The organism is Frigoribacterium sp. ACAM 257 (assembly GCF_007954365.1).
GTDB lineage: Bacteria > Actinomycetota > Actinomycetes > Actinomycetales > Microbacteriaceae > Frigoribacterium.
In genome coordinates this window covers 368,211-382,917 of the sequence record NZ_VOLO01000002.1, presented here as the reverse complement: position 1 = coordinate 382,917, position 14,707 = coordinate 368,211, and the positions used below count along the sequence as shown (strand labels likewise).

General features: G+C 72.6%; 16 protein-coding genes. 5 read left to right on the top strand and 11 right to left on the bottom strand.

Translation table 11 applies throughout. From position 1 onward, the window contains the following. Nucleotides 1–5 precede the first annotated feature (5 nt). From ES689_RS08210 to ES689_RS08160, 11 genes are all read right to left on the bottom strand, one after another. Nucleotides 6–2,057, bottom strand: coding sequence for a flagellar biosynthesis protein FlhA (locus tag ES689_RS08210; RefSeq protein ID WP_146902745.1), 2,052 nt, complete (start codon nt 2,055–2,057; stop codon nt 6–8). Next, nucleotides 2,057–3,313, bottom strand: coding sequence for a flagellar biosynthesis protein FlhB (locus ES689_RS08205; RefSeq protein ID WP_146902742.1), 1,257 nt, complete (start codon nt 3,311–3,313; stop codon nt 2,057–2,059). Before ES689_RS08205 ends, ES689_RS08210 begins: the two co-directional genes overlap by 1 nt. 2 nt (nt 3,314–3,315) lie before the next feature. Beyond that, entirely contained in the window at nt 3,316–4,035 is a 720-nt protein-coding gene (locus ES689_RS08200) for a flagellar biosynthetic protein FliR (protein WP_146903609.1), read from the bottom strand. A 39-nt stretch (nt 4,036–4,074) separates the two neighbouring features. Beyond that, nucleotides 4,075–4,350 carry a flagellar biosynthesis protein FliQ gene (fliQ, locus tag ES689_RS08195; RefSeq protein WP_123547654.1) on the bottom strand — a complete coding sequence of 92 codons (276 nt, stop codon included), beginning with the start codon at nt 4,348–4,350 and terminating at the stop codon, nt 4,075–4,077. Beyond that, nucleotides 4,350–5,231 carry a flagellar type III secretion system pore protein FliP gene (gene fliP / locus ES689_RS08190; RefSeq protein ID WP_223269514.1) on the bottom strand — a complete coding sequence of 294 codons (882 nt, stop codon included), beginning with the start codon at nt 5,229–5,231 and terminating at the stop codon, nt 4,350–4,352. The genes fliQ and fliP overlap by 1 nt, the downstream gene beginning before the upstream one ends. A gap of 233 nt (nt 5,232–5,464) precedes the next feature. After that, the gene (locus ES689_RS15600) at nt 5,465–6,139 is read right to left on the bottom strand and encodes a flagellar biosynthetic protein FliO (RefSeq protein WP_191330297.1); all 675 of its coding nucleotides are present in this window, start codon (nt 6,137–6,139) and stop codon (nt 5,465–5,467) included. A gap of 2 nt (nt 6,140–6,141) precedes the next feature. Beyond that, nucleotides 6,142–6,882: a flagellar motor switch protein FliN gene (fliN, locus tag ES689_RS08180; protein ID WP_146902739.1), complete on the bottom strand. Its 741-nt coding sequence runs from the start codon at nt 6,880–6,882 to the stop codon at nt 6,142–6,144. Further along, entirely contained in the window at nt 6,879–7,826 is a 948-nt protein-coding gene (locus ES689_RS08175) for a flagellar motor switch protein FliM (protein WP_223269485.1), read from the bottom strand. The genes fliN and ES689_RS08175 overlap by 4 nt, the downstream gene beginning before the upstream one ends. Nucleotides 7,827–7,872: 46 nt before the next feature. Beyond that, nucleotides 7,873–8,913, bottom strand: a complete 1,041-nt coding sequence (locus tag ES689_RS08170) for a flagellar motor protein MotB (protein WP_370512350.1) — start codon at nt 8,911–8,913, stop codon at nt 7,873–7,875. Further along, nucleotides 8,910–9,758: a motility protein A gene (locus tag ES689_RS08165; protein ID WP_146902736.1), complete on the bottom strand. Its 849-nt coding sequence runs from the start codon at nt 9,756–9,758 to the stop codon at nt 8,910–8,912. The genes ES689_RS08170 and ES689_RS08165 overlap by 4 nt, the downstream gene beginning before the upstream one ends. After that, a complete protein-coding gene (locus tag ES689_RS08160) occupies nt 9,758–10,192 on the bottom strand; it encodes a flagellar FlbD family protein (RefSeq protein ID WP_146902733.1) in 435 nt (144 codons plus the stop codon). The genes ES689_RS08165 and ES689_RS08160 overlap by 1 nt, the downstream gene beginning before the upstream one ends. Nucleotides 10,193–10,555: 363 nt before the next feature. Between ES689_RS08160 and ES689_RS08155 the strand changes: the two genes are divergently transcribed. The 5 genes from ES689_RS08155 to ES689_RS08135 are packed head-to-tail and all read left to right on the top strand — an operon-like array spanning nt 10,556 to nt 14,667. After that, nucleotides 10,556–10,870, top strand: coding sequence for a hypothetical protein (locus tag ES689_RS08155; protein ID WP_146902730.1), 315 nt, complete (start codon nt 10,556–10,558; stop codon nt 10,868–10,870). Next, on the top strand, nt 10,867–12,156 hold the full coding sequence (locus tag ES689_RS08150; RefSeq protein WP_146902727.1) for a hypothetical protein: 1,290 nt from the start codon (nt 10,867–10,869) through the stop codon (nt 12,154–12,156). Before ES689_RS08155 ends, ES689_RS08150 begins: the two co-directional genes overlap by 4 nt. Before the next feature lie 2 nt (nt 12,157–12,158). Further along, on the top strand, nt 12,159–12,797 hold the full coding sequence (locus ES689_RS08145) for a hypothetical protein (protein ID WP_146902724.1): 639 nt from the start codon (nt 12,159–12,161) through the stop codon (nt 12,795–12,797). Next, complete coding sequence (locus ES689_RS08140) at nt 12,788–14,122, top strand: hypothetical protein (RefSeq protein WP_146902721.1); 1,335 nt, start codon at nt 12,788–12,790, stop codon at nt 14,120–14,122. Before ES689_RS08145 ends, ES689_RS08140 begins: the two co-directional genes overlap by 10 nt. Beyond that, nucleotides 14,119–14,667, top strand: a complete 549-nt coding sequence (locus ES689_RS08135) for a hypothetical protein (protein WP_146902719.1) — start codon at nt 14,119–14,121, stop codon at nt 14,665–14,667. Before ES689_RS08140 ends, ES689_RS08135 begins: the two co-directional genes overlap by 4 nt. Nucleotides 14,668–14,707: the final 40 nt, after the last annotated feature.

The window sequence follows — 14,707 nt, the reverse complement described above, 5'->3', positions numbered from 1 at the left end:
GCACGTCAGATCGCCGTGATCGGGTCGGCGGCGCGGACGACGCCCACGGTCTCGATGGTCGAGCCCGCGGCCGTGGCCTCCTGGTACGACAGCACCGGCAGCCCGCCCTGCTGAGCGGAGACGAGGCGGTGGATCGCGGGACGCAGCGCCGGGGCGCAGACCAACACGGCGCTGAGGCCCTGGGCCTCGACGGAGGCGACCGACTCGCGCAGCGAGCCGAGCACCTGCTCGACGCGGTGCCCGTCGAGCAGGATCTGCGTGCCCTGGTCGGACGGCCGCAGCCCCTCGAGCATCGACTGCTCGAGACCGGGGTCGATCATGATGACGCGGAGCACGCCCTGGTCGAGGTGGCGCGCGGTCAGGGCCGGTCCCAGGGAGGCGCGGGCCGCCTCCACCAGGCCCTCGGGGTCGGTCGAGACCTTGGCACGGAGGGTGAGCCCCTCGCAGATGCGACCGAGGTCGTTGATCGGGACGCGCTCGGCGAGCAGGCCCTGCAGCACGCGCTGCAGCTCGGCGAGCGAGAGCATGCCGGGCACGAGGTCGTCGATCGCGGACGCGTTGACCTGCTTGAGGCCCTCGGTCAGCACGCGGACGTCCTCGCGGCTGAGCAGCCGGGCGGCGTTGTCGCCGATGATCGACGACAGGTGGGTGACGAGCACGGACACACGGTCGATCACGGTCGCACCGGTCATCTCGGCGCTGTGCCGCATCTCGGCCGGGACCCACTTGCCGGCGAGGCCGAAGACGGGCTCGACCGTGGCCGTGCCGGGCAGGCCGTCGAGCTGGTCGCCGAGGGCGAGCACCGAACGGGTCGGGGCGACGCCGCGGCCGGCCTCGACGCCCGCGATGCGGATCGAGTAGGTCGACGGCGGCAGGTCGACGCTGTCGCGGGTGCGCACCGGCGGCACGACGATGCCCATGTCGACGGCGATCTTGCGGCGCAGCGCCTTGACGCGGCCGAGCAGGTCGTCCGACGAGCCGCTGACCATGTCGACGAGGTCGGGCGCGAGCAGGATCTCGAGCGCGTGCACCCGCATCTGCTCGAGCAGGTCCTCGGTCGTGTCGGTGGGGGCAGGAGGCGCGGCGATCGCCTCGAGGGCCGCCTGCGCCTCCTCGGCCTTGGCCTTCGCCGCCAGTCGCTGCGAGATCAGCAGCAGGCCGGCGCCGATCACGAGGAACGGGATGATCGGCATGCCGGGGATGAGGCCCATGCCGATCGCGGCGACGCCGGCGATCATGATCGCGATGCGCGACTGCGAGAGCTGCGCCGCCGCCTGCGACCCCATGTCGCTGTCGGCGCCCGAGCGGGTGACGATCATGCCGGTGCTGACCGCCATCAGCAGCGCGGGGATCTGCGTGACGAGGCCGTCGCCGATGGTGAGCAGGCCGTAGTGGCTGAGCGCCTCGCCTATCGCCATGCCGTTCTGGATCGCGCCGATCGCGACGCCGCCGACCAGGTTGATGACGATGATCAGGATGCCGGCGATCGCGTCGCCCTTGACGAACTTCGAGGCGCCGTCCATCGAGCCGTAGAAGTCGGCCTCGGCGCTGACGGCGGCGCGGCGCTCCTTGGCGACCTCGTCGGTGATCAGGCCGGCGTTGAGGTCGGCGTCGATGGCCATCTGCTTGCCGGGCATGGCGTCGAGGGTGAAGCGGGCGCCGACCTCGGCGACGCGCTCGGCGCCCTTCGTCACGACCACGAACTGGATGATGATCAGGATGCAGAAGATGACGGCGCCGATGATGATCGAGCCGCTCACCGCCACGTGGCCGAACGCCTCGATCACGTGGCCGGCGAAGCCCTCGCCCAGCACGAGGCGCGTCGAGGCGACGTTGAGCCCGAGGCGGAACAACGTCGCGACGAGCAGCAGCGACGGGAACACGGAGAAGTCGAGCGGCTTCTTCACGAACAGCGTCGTGAGCAGGATCACCAGCGCCAGCAGGATGTTGAGGATGATCAGCACGTCGAGCATCGGCGCCGGCACGGGCACGACGAGCAGCAGCACGATCGCGACGACGCCGACCGGCACGGCGAGCTTGGGGAGTGTCTTCTTCATCAGGCGGTTCCTCCGGTGGCGGCGGGGCGGGGCGAGAGCGAGGGGGCAGCCGAGGCTGCGGGGGCGACCGGCGCAGGAGGCGCGGCGCGGGCGGCGCGGATCGCGCGCGGCACCGCGTCGGGGGCCAGCGACTCGGGGGCGAGCACGCTCGACACCTCGTCGGCCGTGGTGGGGCGGGGGTTCGCGTGGGCACGGCCGACGGCGGCGGTCGCGCCGCGCGCCTTCAGGGCCATCACGAAGGTGAGGACGCGGGCGACCGGCGTGTAGAGGTCGACGGGGATCTCCTCGCCGAGGCCGCACGAGGCGTGCAGCGCCCGGGTCAGCGGCACGTCGGCCACCATCGGCACGCCGTCGGCCTCGGCCTGCTCGCGGATCTTCGCGGCGACGGCGCCCGCGCCCTTGGCGACGACGCGGGGCGCGGCCTTGCCGGGCTCGTACTTGAGGGCGACGGCGTAGTCGGTCGGGTTGACCATCACCACGTCGGCGTCGACGATCGCGCCCATCATGCGGTTGCGGCTCATGGCGAGCTGGCGGGAGCGGCGCTGCGACTTGACCAGCGGGTCGCCGTCGCTGCTCTTGTGCTCGTCGCGCACCTCCTTCTTGGTCATCCGCGTCTTCTTGCGGTTGCGGCGCATGACGACGAAGACGTCGGCGGCCGCCAGGAGCAGGCCGGCCGCGATCGCGGCCTGGAGCAGGACCGTGGTGCCGGCCGACGCCTCCTCGATGATCGCGGAGACGCTGAGGCCGCCTCCGCTCATGAGGACGGGCAGGAGGCCCTGGACGGCCATCCAGAGGACGAGGCCGACGACGGAGGTCTTGATCAGGGCCTTCGCGCCGTTCCAGAGGGCCTGGGTGCCGAAGGTGGTCTTGAGGCCGTTGAGCAGGTTGAACTGCTCGTAGTTGCCGGTCATGCGCTTGACGTGCACGCCGCCCTGCACGACCGCGGTCGCGAGCACGGCCACGCCGACGACCGCGAGCATCGGGCCGAGGGTGCCGGCCATCGAGCCCACGCCGCCGCCGAGCAGCTGCAGCACGGTGGTGTCGTCGGGGTGGCGGATCACCTGGCCGATCGAGAAGAGCTGGTCGGTGCCGGCCTCGGCGCCGCGCTGGATCGTGCTGGGGATCATGACGGCGGCCGCGCCGACGCCGACCCAGGCGCTCAGGTCCTGCGACCGCGAGAGCTGGCCCTTGGAGCGGACCTCCTTCATCCGCTTGTCGGTCGCCGCCTCGGAGCGCTCGCCGCTGTCGTCAGCCATCGCTACCTCACCCCCAGGACCATGTCGGCCGCGTCGCCGGTGAGGCTCTGCACGACGCCGGGGAGGGCGAGGAACACTCCGCCCGCGAGCATCACGGTCATCAGGATCTTGAGCGGGAAGCCCATGGCGTAGGCGTTCAGGGCCGGCGCGACACGGCTGAGCAGTCCGAGCCCGACGTCGGCGAGGAACAGCACGACGCAGAGCGGGCCGGCGATCTGCAGCGTCGCGAGGAACATCTGCGAGACGCCGTTCGTCATCAGCTCGACGGGGCGCGAGAGATCCATGCCGAGGCCGAGCGGGAACGCGTCGAACGAGCGCGTCAGGCCGCCGATCAGCACCTGGTAGCCGCCGCTGGCGAACATCAGGGCGAGCGCCGTCATCTGGAACAGGCGGGTGAACTGCGCGCCGTTGATCATCGACTGCGGGTCGAAGGCCTGGGCCAGGGTGAACCCGCCGAACAGGTCGATCAGGCTGCCCGCCGACTGGATCGCGGCGAAGACGACGAACACGAGGAACCCCAGCACCGCGCCGACGACCAGCTCCAGCACGAGCGCCAGCACGAAGCCGCCCGTGTCGAGCGACTCGTAGCCGGGCGCGACGCGCGGCGCCACGGCGAGCGCGAGGCCGACGCCGAGCATCGCCTTCACGCGGCCGGGGAACGCCCGGTACGAGAACGGAGGCGCGATGACGATGAAGGCGGTCATGCGCACGGCGGCGAGCATGGTCGCCTCCAGCCAGCTGAGGTCGATCGACACGGCGGCCTAGCCCCCGCTCAGCAGCTGGGGGATGCGGTCGAAGACCATGGTCGTGAACGAGACCATCTCGCTGATCATCCAGTGGCCGCAGACGATCAGGGCGATCCCGACCGCGACGGCCTTGGGCACGAACGCGAGGGTCACCTCCTGGATCTGCGTGATCGACTGCAGCAGCGAGATCGCGAAGCCGACGACGAGCGAGGTGATCAGCACGGGCGCGGCGAGCTTGCCCGTAATGATGAGGGCCTGCATCGACAGGTCGAGGACGGCGTTGGAGTCCATCAGGCAGCCACCTGGTAGCTCTCGATGAGGCTCGTGATGATGAGCCCCCAGCCGTCGACGAGCACGAACAGCAGGATCTTGAACGGCAGCGAGATCATCACCGGCGGCAGCATCATCATGCCCATCGACATGAGGGCGGCGCTGACGACGAGGTCGATGACGAGGAACGGGATGAAGATGACGAACCCGATGATGAACGCGGCGCGCAGCTCGCTGATCATGAAAGACGGGATGAGCGTCAGCATCGGCACGTCGGCCTGGCTGGCGGGGTTCGGCTGGTCGGCGGAGCGGGTCATCAGCGCGAGGTCCTCCTCGCGGGTGTGCGCCAGCATGAACTCGCGGAGCGGCGCCGCACCGGCGTCGATCGCGCCCTGGAAGTCGAGCTGCCCGTTCAGGTAGGGCTGCACGGCGTCGTCGTTGATGTGCCCCAGGATCGGCGCCATGATGAACAGGCTCAGGAACAGGGCGAGGCCCGCGAGCACCTGGTTCGGCGGGATCGACGGCAGCGCGAGCGCGTTCCGCGTCATCGCGAGCACGACGAAGATCTTCGTGAACGACGTCATCATCAGCAGCAGGGCCGGAGCGACGCTGAGCAGCGTGATGCCGAGCAGGGTGACGATCGCCTGGCTGGGGGCTCCGTCGGGGCCGTTGATGTCGATGTTCAGGCCGCCGGTGCCCGTGCCGTCGGTGACGGTCTGGTCGGACTCGGTGAAGTCGGGGGTCTCGCCGGTGCCGGTGCCGGTCGTGCCCTCGGTGCTGCCGGTGCCGCCGGTGCCGGTGCCGGTGCCGGGCTGCGCGGGCGCGGTCGGCGACGTGGGGGCGACGGGCGCGGCGGAGGCCTGCTGGCCGATCAGCATCACGAGCCCGGACGCGACGACCATCGCGAGCAGGGCGACGACGACCGCGCGGGCGAGGCGGGTGTCCGCGAAGCGGACGGGCGCTGCGCCGACGGCGGGGGCGCCGAGGCGGGCGTGCCGCAGCGGTGCGCCGCGGAGGCCGTCGCGGAGGGTCGGGCGGACGCGCAGCAGCAGGGCGGCGGCGAAGGCCGGGGCGAAGGAGGAGCGGGTCGCGCGGTGCGCGGCGGTGACGGTCGCGCGGTGCGCGGCGGACCCGCTCATCCGGCTCGACCGGCGCGGACGGCGGCGGCCGCCTGCCGCCAGGTGTCGGGCGCGAGGATCGAGCCCTCGAGCGGCTTCGCGGCGCGGCCGCGGGCGCGCTCGCGCGGGTCGCGCGCGGCGGCGCCGCCGCGCGTGCCGGCACGCGAGCCGAGCGTCGCGGCGCGACGCTCGGCCCCGCGCGGCCGCAGCAGCGGAGCGGCGATCGCGGAGTTGCCAGTTCGCGGGGCCTCGGCGGCGTCAGAGGCCCGCGACGGGGCAACTCGAGCGGGGTGCGCGGCGCCGTCGGCGGCGAGCACGGCCTCGAAGCTCGGGGCCGCGGAGGGGGCAGGCGCGGGGGCGACCGACGCGAGGGGGACGATCGGCGTGACCCGCGCCTCCTGCGGGGCCGGCTCGAGCGCGACGACGGACGGCTGTGCGACAGGAGCGTCGGCCGCGGCCAGCACGGTGATCGACGACTCGGTCACTCCGAGCACGAGACGCTCACCCTCGACGTCGACCACGACGACGCTGGCCTTGGCGCCGATGCCCTGACGGGCGACGATCGAGACGGGGGCAGAGGCACGGCCCCCGCGGAGCCCGCCCTTCGCGAGGCGCTTCTGCAGCACCCACAGCAGGGCGAGCACGACGCCCAGCGAGAGGGCGACGCGCAGCGCGACGAAGAGCGTGTCCACGATCAGGCGACGCCGTCGGCGACGTCGAGGATGCGGGTGATGCGGATGGCGTAGTCCTGGTCGACGACGACGACCTCGCCGTGCGCGATCAAGCGGCCGTTGAGCAGCACGTCGGCGGGGGCCCCGGCGGAGCGGTCGAGCTCGACGACGGCGCCGGGCTCGAGTCCGAGCACGTCGCGGACCGACATGCGGGTGCGGCCGATCTCGACGGTGAGGGCCATCTCGACGTTGTTGATGCGGCCGAGGTTGCCGGCGCCGAGCGGCGCGGCGGACGAGGCCGAGGAGGCGGGCGCGCTCGACGAGACGAGGCCCACGGTGCCGTCCTCACGGAGCCGCACGGCGAACCAGCCGACCGTCTCGCCCGCGGCGGTCAGGTCGAACACGACGGTGGAGTGGTCGGCGAAGAGGGCGTCGGCCGACTCGAGGCGGCTGTCGCCGAGGACTCCGGCGCCGAGCACCGAGGTCGCGGCCTCGAGCGCCGGCCGCAGCACGTCGACGACCGAGACGAGGGGCGAGTCGGTGCCCGCGGCGGCGGCGACCTGGTCCATGTCGGCGAGCAGCAGCGCGGTGTCGGCCGAGAGCGAGCCGACGAACGAGGTGACGACGGCCGAGGAGGCGGTGCTGCGGCGAGCCTGGGCGGTCACGGCGTCGACGGGCACGGCCCGCAGCGGCACGGGCGTCGGCAGCTGCGCGACGAGCGCCTCCGCCGCGGCGGTGTGCAGGGTGATGGTCGTGCCGGTCATGAGGTTCCTTCTTCGGTGCCGGTGAGGGAGGTGGAGACGACGATGCCCGCGAGGCGCGAGCCGGCCGAGCCGACGGCGGCGCGGCCGACGACCTGGCCGTCGACCGTGATCGCCAGCGGGCGCGACTGCGGGTGAGGCAGGGGCAGCACGTCGCCGACGGCGAGGTCGAGCACGACGCTCGGCAGCACGGCGGCAGGGGCGAGGCGGAGCGCGACGTCGACGGGCACGGAGGCCAGCTGGCCGCCGAGCAGACGGCGCACCTCGGCAGGGTCGACCGCGGACTCGGACTCGCCGAGCTGGGGCAGCAGCACCTCGGCGGGGATGGCCACGGTGCCGGCGGCGCTGCGCTCGCCGACCCGGATGTCGAACGAGGCGACGATCATCAGGTCGGACTTCTGCGCGGCCTGGGCGAACTGCGAGTTGTACTGGAAGCCGCCGACGACGATCTGCGCGACGAGCAGGTTGCCGAACGAGTAGCGGAGGTCGTCGAGGGCGTCCTCCATGAGGCGCCGCACGAGGGCCTGCTCGATCGGGGTGAAGGTGCGCTCGGGCACGGCCCCGGCGCGGGTGCCGCCGAGCATGTGGCTGACCCAGCTGAGGGCCGCCGAGGTCGGGAACTGGATGACGGCCTTGGGCGTCGTGCCCTCGATGCCGCAGAGCACCATCGCGGTCGTCGCGGGCAGCGAGGCGGCGAACTCGTCGTAGGTGAGGACCTGCAGCTGCTCGCAGGTCACCTGCGAGAGCACGCGCACCTTGGCGGTCAGCTGGGTGCCCCACTGACGCGCGAAGGTCTCGAACGCGAGCTCGAGCGCCCGCGAGTGCTCGCGGGGAAGCGTCGTCGGACGACGGAAGTCGTAGATCTCGGCCTGCTTCGGCGGGCGCGGCGCAGCGACGGCCGGGGCCGGTGCGGGCGTGCCCGGGGGCAGGGTCTCGAGGAGCGTCACGACCGGCACTCTCGGCCCGCGCCTCCTCGTCGTTAGGCGCTCGTCGTCAGTGACCCCCGGACTGGGCCCCCTCGGCGTGGGCGTCGTCGGACTCCTTCTCGCTCTTCTCCTCGGTCTTCTTCTCGGTCTTCTTCTCGGTGGTCGTCGTGGTCGCGGCGGCCTCCTCGACGGCGGGCGGGCTCTCGGCCGCGGCGTTCCTGCCGGCGGTCACCGCGCCTCCTGCGCCCTCGGCAGCCGCCTGCAGCTGGGGCAGCAGCGCGCTCACGTCGTCGGACTGGTTCGACAGGACGACGATGTCGACCCGCCGGTTCGTGGCGAAGTCGGCCTCGGTGCCGCCGGTCGAGAGCGGACGCGACGAGCCGAAGCCGACGGCCTGCGCGTGCTCGACGGGGAGACCGCCCCGCTCGACCAGGTCGCGCAGCACCTGCGTGGCCCGGGCGGAGGACAGCTCCCAGTTGGTCGCGTAGGGAGCGGTCGAGCTGCGCTGGTCGGCGTGGCCCTCGATCGACACGTCGTGGCCGGCGCCGCGGAGCACGGGCGCGATCGCGTCCATCACGCGGCGGGCGGTGTCGCTCAGGTCAGCGCTGTTGGTGCCGAAGAACGTTTCCGAGCCGACCAGGCGCACGGTGAGGCCGCGCGCGTCGGTGGAGAACTGCACGTCGGCGGTGAGGCCGGAGCTGGCGAGGCCCGCGGCGATCGCCTCCTTGATGGCGGTCAGGTCGTCGAGCTCGGCCTGCGCCTGCGCGAGCTCCTCGGCGGTGCCCGCCGTGCCGCTCGCCGACGCCTTGCTCATGTCGGTCTCGTCGCCGGTGGAGTAGCCCTGGCCCTCCGGAGTGACGTCGTTGACCGTGACGACGGTGCCCGACGCCGTGTCGACCTTGCCGACGTCGGTCTGGCCGAAGCCGGTGGCGAGCGAGTTGCGGAGGGCGATGTACTTGTCCTGGTCGACGCTCGACATCGCGAACAGCACGATGAACATGCACATCAGCACGGTGACCATGTCCATGTACGAGGCCAGCCAGCGCTCGTCGGGGTGCTCCTCCTCGGCGTGCGCCTTCTTGCGGCGGCCACCGCGCGCGCCGCTCACGCTGCGAGGCCCTGGTCGTCGGCGCCGGCCCCCGCCTTGGCGCCCTTGCCGGCCTTGCCTGCCTTGCCTGCACCGCCCTTGCCTGCGCCGGCCTCGAGCGAGTGCACCGGCACCATGGCCTTGAGGCGCTCGCCGAGGAGGCGCGGCTGGCTCCCGGCCTGGACGGCGAGCACGCCCTCGATCAGCAGCGTCATGCGCGCCTCGTCGAGGTCGGCGAGCTTCTTCAGGCGGCCGGCGAACGGCAGCCAGAGGAAGTTCGCGCTGAGCAGGCCCCACAGGGTCGCCACGAACGCCGCCGCGATCAGCGGGCCGAGCTCGTCGGGCGAGGCGAGGTTCTCGAGCACGTGGGTCAGGCTGACCACCGTGCCGATGATGCCGACGGTCGGGGCGTAGCCGCCGAGGCTGTTGAAGAACTTGCTCGCCGTGCGGTCGGCGGCCAGACGGGACTCCATCTCGTCCTCGAGCAGGATCCGCAGCTCCTCGCCGTCGGTGCCGTCGGCGATGTTCTGCAGGGCGCCCTTCATGAAGGGGTCCTCGACCTTCTCGGCCTCCGCCTCGAGTGAGAGCAGACCCTCGCTGCGCGCCTTCTCGGCGAGCGCCACGATGTCGTCGATGACCGACTGCGGCGGGATCACCTTGCCCGTGAAGGCGTGCGGGATCTTCTTGAAGCTCAGCATCGCGTCCTTGATCGTCGTGCCGGCGATGCCGACCGCGATCGTGGCGCCGAAGACGAGCAGCATCGGCGCGGGCAGCAACAGGCCCTCGACGTGGACGCCCTCGAGCTTGATCATCCCGAACAGCGCGCCGAACGCGAGCAGGATGCCGATGATCGTCGCCGGATCCATCAGCGGGCTCCGGTCGGTGCGGGCACGGTGGTGGTGCTGGTGGGTGCGACGGCGGGGGCGACTGCAGCCGCGGGGGTCTGCTCGGCCGGGCGGAGGGCGGAGACGAGACCGCCGCCTCCTTCGCTGCCGGTGCTGCCGGTGCCGCCGGTGCCGCCTCGCGAGCCGCGGACGATGCCGAGCTGCGGGCCGGTCGACGTGCGGCTGCCGAGCGGCTGCGTCGCGGGAGCGGCGAGGTCGGGCGCGTCGTAGGCGAGCGAGACGATGCGGGCGCGGTAGCGGGCGATCATCTCGATCACCACGGCCATCGGCTCGGTGACGATGTACTTCGCCCCGTCCACCATGATCAGCGTCGTGTCGGGCGTCTCGTGGATGCGCTCGATCAGGTCTGGGTTGACAGCGAATCTGCTGTCGTTGAGTCGCGTGACGACGATCATGGCCCGTCCTAGGTCTGTGTCTCCTGCCTCCGTCCGTGGGGCAGGTATCGCTGCTCGTCCTGAGCGGCTACGGGTGACTATCGGCAGGGGGCGCGCGGGCGTTAGGGGCTGGCGTGGTGGGTGTCCTCCGTTCGGCGGACGCCGCGCCCGGCTCGCGGCGTCGAGTGGTCGGTTCCTGTCGCTCATGGCGCGTCGACGGACCAGAACTGACCAGTCGAGGGGCACGGGGACGACGCGGGGGCGTCATTCCGCACGATCACCCGGTGTCGCGCTGGTTCTCCCCAGGAGCGACGAGCGACTTGCCCCTCGAACCTACAGGTCAGTACGGTATGTCACATTGCCCATGACACGAAGGAGGCGCGGATGGCACAGCGGATCGACATCGATCTCGAGAGGGTGCGGCGAGTCGCTGACGGCCTGTCGCTGTTGCACGCGCAGCTGGGCTCGACGGCAGCCACCGCCCTGACGACCGGGGCGCACTCGGGCCTGGGCACGCCCCGCAGCCTCGCGGCGGTGCGCGACTTCGTCGACGACTGGGCGGTCAGACGAGGCCGACTGCTCGAGTCGATCGAGGCGGTGGGCACGATGGCCGAGCAGACCGCGGCGGCGTTCACCCAGGTCGACGACGACCTCGCGGCGTCCGTCACACCCGCTCAGCCGGTCGCGGGCACGCGGTGACGCGACCCCTCGACTGGTCGGCGCTCGACCTCGCGTCCGATCCGGCGCCGGGGCACCCCGACGACATCCGGGCCGCGGCGACGGACGCCCGCGGCACGGCCCAGCTCATCGAGTCGCAGGTCCGCGACCTGCGCCGCCTCGGCACCGCCGAGGGCTGGGACGCCGACTCCGGCCGAACCTTCGCGACCGAGGCGCCCGTGCTCGCCGACGCGATCGCCCGCGCCCAGGCGCGGTATGAGGGGCTGGGCACGACGCTCGACAACTACGCGACCGGGCTCGAGGGCCTGCAGCGGCGGGCCGACGCGGCGCTCGCCGATGCCGAGGCCGCCGCCGCCGCAGGTCGCCGCGCGCAGGCCCTCACCGTCGACGCGGTGCCCGGCACGCTGGAGGAGGCCGACCAGGCCGAGGCCCGCCAGCGGGCGATCGCCGCCAGCTCGGACGACCGCGACGCGGCCCTCGCGGTCGTCCGCCAGCTCGTCGGCCACGGGGGCGGGGGCGGCGAGCTGGCAGCCCTCGACGACGCCCTGGTCGTGGCCCTGGCGGCAGCCGGCGACGATGACCTGAAGGACTCGTGGCTCGACCCGGCCAAGCAGTTCGTGCACGACAACAGGGGCGTCATCAACGTCGTCAAGGACGTTCTCAGGGCCCTCGGTCCGCTCCTCACGGTGGCGGCGATCTTCGTCCCGATCGCTGCTGTCCCCGCCCTGCTCGCCGTCGGGCTCGCACTCGCCGCGGTCACGCTGCTGCTCACCCTGGCTCAGGCGGTCGCGGGAGACGCGACCGTGGGCGACGTGCTCGCCGACCTCGTCGACGTCGGGATGGCCGTGGTCGGCCTCGGCGGCGCACGAGCCGTGGCCTCGGCCGTCTCGGCGACCCGCACGTCGGTCGTCGCGAGCAGGTCCATGGCGGCGGCGCGGAGGGCGGTGGCCGGGAAGGTGCCCGCGCGCAAGGCCGCGGCGGTGTTCCACCGGGCTCGCCTCGCCGAGGCGGCAAGGGTCACGAGACAGGCGGACGCCATCGCGGCGAGCCTCCGGACTCGCGTTCTCGACGGGCTGGTGACCGGAGGCGCGTCGGAGCTCTCTCAGCTGCGGAGGCTCGCCGTCGGCAGCGGTGGGCCGCTGGCCGCCCAGGTGTGGCGACCCGGGATCGCGTGGGCTGCGACGGTCGGCCCCTACGGTGCCGTGGACTTCGTCAGGTCAGGAGGGGAGACGATCGGACATCTTCGGGACTACCGGTCTGGCACCTACTGGGACAAGAAGACCTTGATCCACATCGGGAGCGTGTGACGGTGCCGGGGTACTCACTCGCGCTGCCCCTCGGGTGGCATCGGCTCGAGGTGGGGGACGACGACGCCACGGTGGTCCGTACGGCAGAGCGGCGATTCCTGGCGCGTGACGACGACTCCGCCCGCTCGGCGCTCGCCCGTCATCGCTTCCGCGAGACCGTGACCCATCTCGTCGGCCGGGCCCGTGCCACCGGCGTCGTCGACCTGTTCGTGCACTCCGGCCCGACCCGGACCGGCATCGGCCCGATGTCCCTGGCGGTGTCCGTCCTCGCAGCGCCGGGCTTGGACGACGAAGCCCTCCTCCGCGCCGGTGTCGATGGGAGCGGACCCGCCCTGGTCCGCGTCGACCTCCCCGTCGGGCAGGCACTCCGCGGCGCACGGTGCGAGACCGTGCCGCTCGGCGACGTCGTCGATGACATCGTCGCCGTGGCGGGTCCCGACGTCTCCGTGGCGGACCGAGAGACCGCCCTGGGCGAGGCACGGGGCCATCGATGCGACTCCGCGTCGGTCGAATACCTCGTCGCCGTGCCCGGCGAACTCGGCGTGCGACTCGTGATCTCGTTCCGCGCGATCGGCGGCCGGCACGTCGATGCCGAGGCTGCCCATGCCGACTCGATCGTGAGGACGCTGCGATGGACGTGACTCTGCGCGACCAGGTCGTCGCGCGACGGACGACCATGAGCCCGTTCGTGGGAGGACGACGCTCGCCGTCCTCCGTGGTGGTGGATGCCGCGGACGCCGTGGTGCTGGTCTCCGGCGACGGCCACCGCACCCGCCTGTGCACGCTCCCCGACATCGTCGTCGGCGGCTGGTCGCCCGGGCACGGGATCCCCGGCGGCTGGCTCGACGTCGGCGACAAGGGCTTCGTGTGGATGCAAACGGCGACGAGAACGGTCACCTTCGCGCTGGACGACTGGTGGCCCCTCCGCCCTGGTGACCCTCTCCAGGGGGCGCTGGAGAGCACGGGCTTCGCCGTGTTGTTCCAGCTCGCCGGCGTCACCCCGTCGACAGAGGCGCCCCCGCCGGCCGTTCACGAGGACATCCTCGCCGCCGTGGTGCCGTCCAAGAGCCTGGTGCTCATGAGGCGGTCTCCCCTCATGCGGGCCCAGGCCGTCGCGATGCTCATCGTGGCACTCAGCTACGTCGTCCTCCTCGTCTCGCTTCCCGTGGCGGCCCTCATCGTGCGAACCCCGTTCTCGTTCACGCCGTGGATGCTGCCGTTGTGCGCCATCGCGCTGTTCTGCTCGGTCGCTGCCGCCGCCCCGCTCCCGTCCTGGCGCCGAGCCCCCGCTCAGGCGAACCCATCGGTCTCACTCGCACCAACCGGGCCCTGTCCAGCGTGGTTCCGACGACGTGCACGCATCGAGGCACTCGACGACGAGCTCGTCGCCGTCGACGGCACCGGGGTCTGGTCACGTGTGAGGTGCGGCACCGACAACAGTTCGCCGCTCGGCCTCAAGGACTTCGACGTCCGGCCGTCGACGCAGACGCGGCGCGGCTCGCTCGTCATCTGGGACGTCTCGGGCGCACCCCGGCTGGTCCTCCCTCTCGAGCTGTGGGCCCCCACCGAGACTGCGCTCGCTGCGCTCCGCGCCACGCTTCGGCGAGCAGGCCTGACCGAGGTTGCACATCGGCGGCGTGACGTCGATCTGCCGGCCCCCTTCGACGTCGCTCGAAGCCGCCTCGACGGGCTCGACGCCGTCGTCGGCCTCGGGCCGTGGCGAGTCCCTCCGCTCTACGTGAGCGCCCGTCTCGCGATCCTGGCCTCGAGCATGCTCCTGCCCTTCCTCTTCGCGGGTGACCTCGTCGACGACTCCCCGACCCGTGTCGTAGCCGCCTTCTCGGCGTGCGTCCTGGTCGCAGCCGACGTCGCCGTCCTCACCGTCGTCGTCTGGGCCCTGCTCGGACACCCCGTCAGAGGAGGACTCGTCGGCGTCGTCCGGCGATGGAAGGAGAAGAGATCATGACGTTCGGCATCGACTACGACCCGCGGTGGGTACCCGTGCTGGGCCTGGATCCCGGCCGGATCGACGGCGCACCTCCTCCGCCCTTGCCTGCCGGGAGCGACCGCACCCGCGAGCTCATGCTCACCGAGGGGGCCGCCGCGGGGTTCGTGCTGGCCGATGCAGCCGAGCCTGCCGCGGCGCTGGTGTCCTGGGCGACCGTCCACGTCGAGGACGTGCCCGGGTGCACCGTCGAGGCCGTCGTCGAGGGGTTCCGCGTCGTTCCGTCGGCGGTCTCGGCGACGACCGTCGATCGGGTCGAGACCCGGCTGGGGCGCGCGGTCCGGCTGCAGCACGACCGCGTCCACCACCTCCGCGTCGACGGCGCCGGGTCGCTCGGCAGCGTCCTCCTCACCCACGTCATCTGGCTCTGGCAGATCGTCGACGACGGCGACCAGGTCGTCGTCAGCCTCGGGACGGAGACCCCGGCGCCCCACCCCGCCGCCGAGGTGCTGCCTCTGTTCGACGACCTCGCCCGGGGCTTCGGCCCCCGCCCCGACCTCGCGTAGCAACGGGCCGCCCGGCCCGTCGCCGCCTAGCCCTCGGCTC

Bases quoted from the DNA above. Each gene is read 5' to 3' on its own strand.
- ES689_RS08210 (WP_146902745.1), bottom strand. From the start codon at position 2,057: ATGAAGAAGACACTCCCCAAGCTCGCCGTGCCGGTCGGCGTCGTCGCG.
- ES689_RS08165 (WP_146902736.1), bottom strand. From the start codon at position 9,758: ATGGATCCGGCGACGATCATCGGCATCCTGCTCGCGTTCGGCGCGCTG.
- fliP (WP_223269514.1), bottom strand. From the start codon at position 5,231: ATGGTCGTCGCGTCCGGGCTCGTGATGCTGATCGGCCAGCAGGCCTCC.
- ES689_RS08205 (WP_146902742.1), bottom strand. From the start codon at position 3,313: ATGGCTGACGACAGCGGCGAGCGCTCCGAGGCGGCGACCGACAAGCGG.
- fliN (WP_146902739.1), bottom strand. From the start codon at position 6,882: ATGACCGGCACGACCATCACCCTGCACACCGCCGCGGCGGAGGCGCTC.
- ES689_RS08135 (WP_146902719.1), top strand. From the start codon at position 14,119: ATGACGTTCGGCATCGACTACGACCCGCGGTGGGTACCCGTGCTGGGC.
- ES689_RS08155 (WP_146902730.1), top strand. From the start codon at position 10,556: ATGGCACAGCGGATCGACATCGATCTCGAGAGGGTGCGGCGAGTCGCT.
- ES689_RS08160 (WP_146902733.1), bottom strand. From the start codon at position 10,192: ATGATCGTCGTCACGCGACTCAACGACAGCAGATTCGCTGTCAACCCA.
- ES689_RS08140 (WP_146902721.1), top strand. From the start codon at position 12,788: ATGGACGTGACTCTGCGCGACCAGGTCGTCGCGCGACGGACGACCATG.
- fliQ (WP_123547654.1), bottom strand. From the start codon at position 4,350: ATGGACTCCAACGCCGTCCTCGACCTGTCGATGCAGGCCCTCATCATT.
- ES689_RS08200 (WP_146903609.1), bottom strand. From the start codon at position 4,035: ATGCTCGCCGCCGTGCGCATGACCGCCTTCATCGTCATCGCGCCTCCG.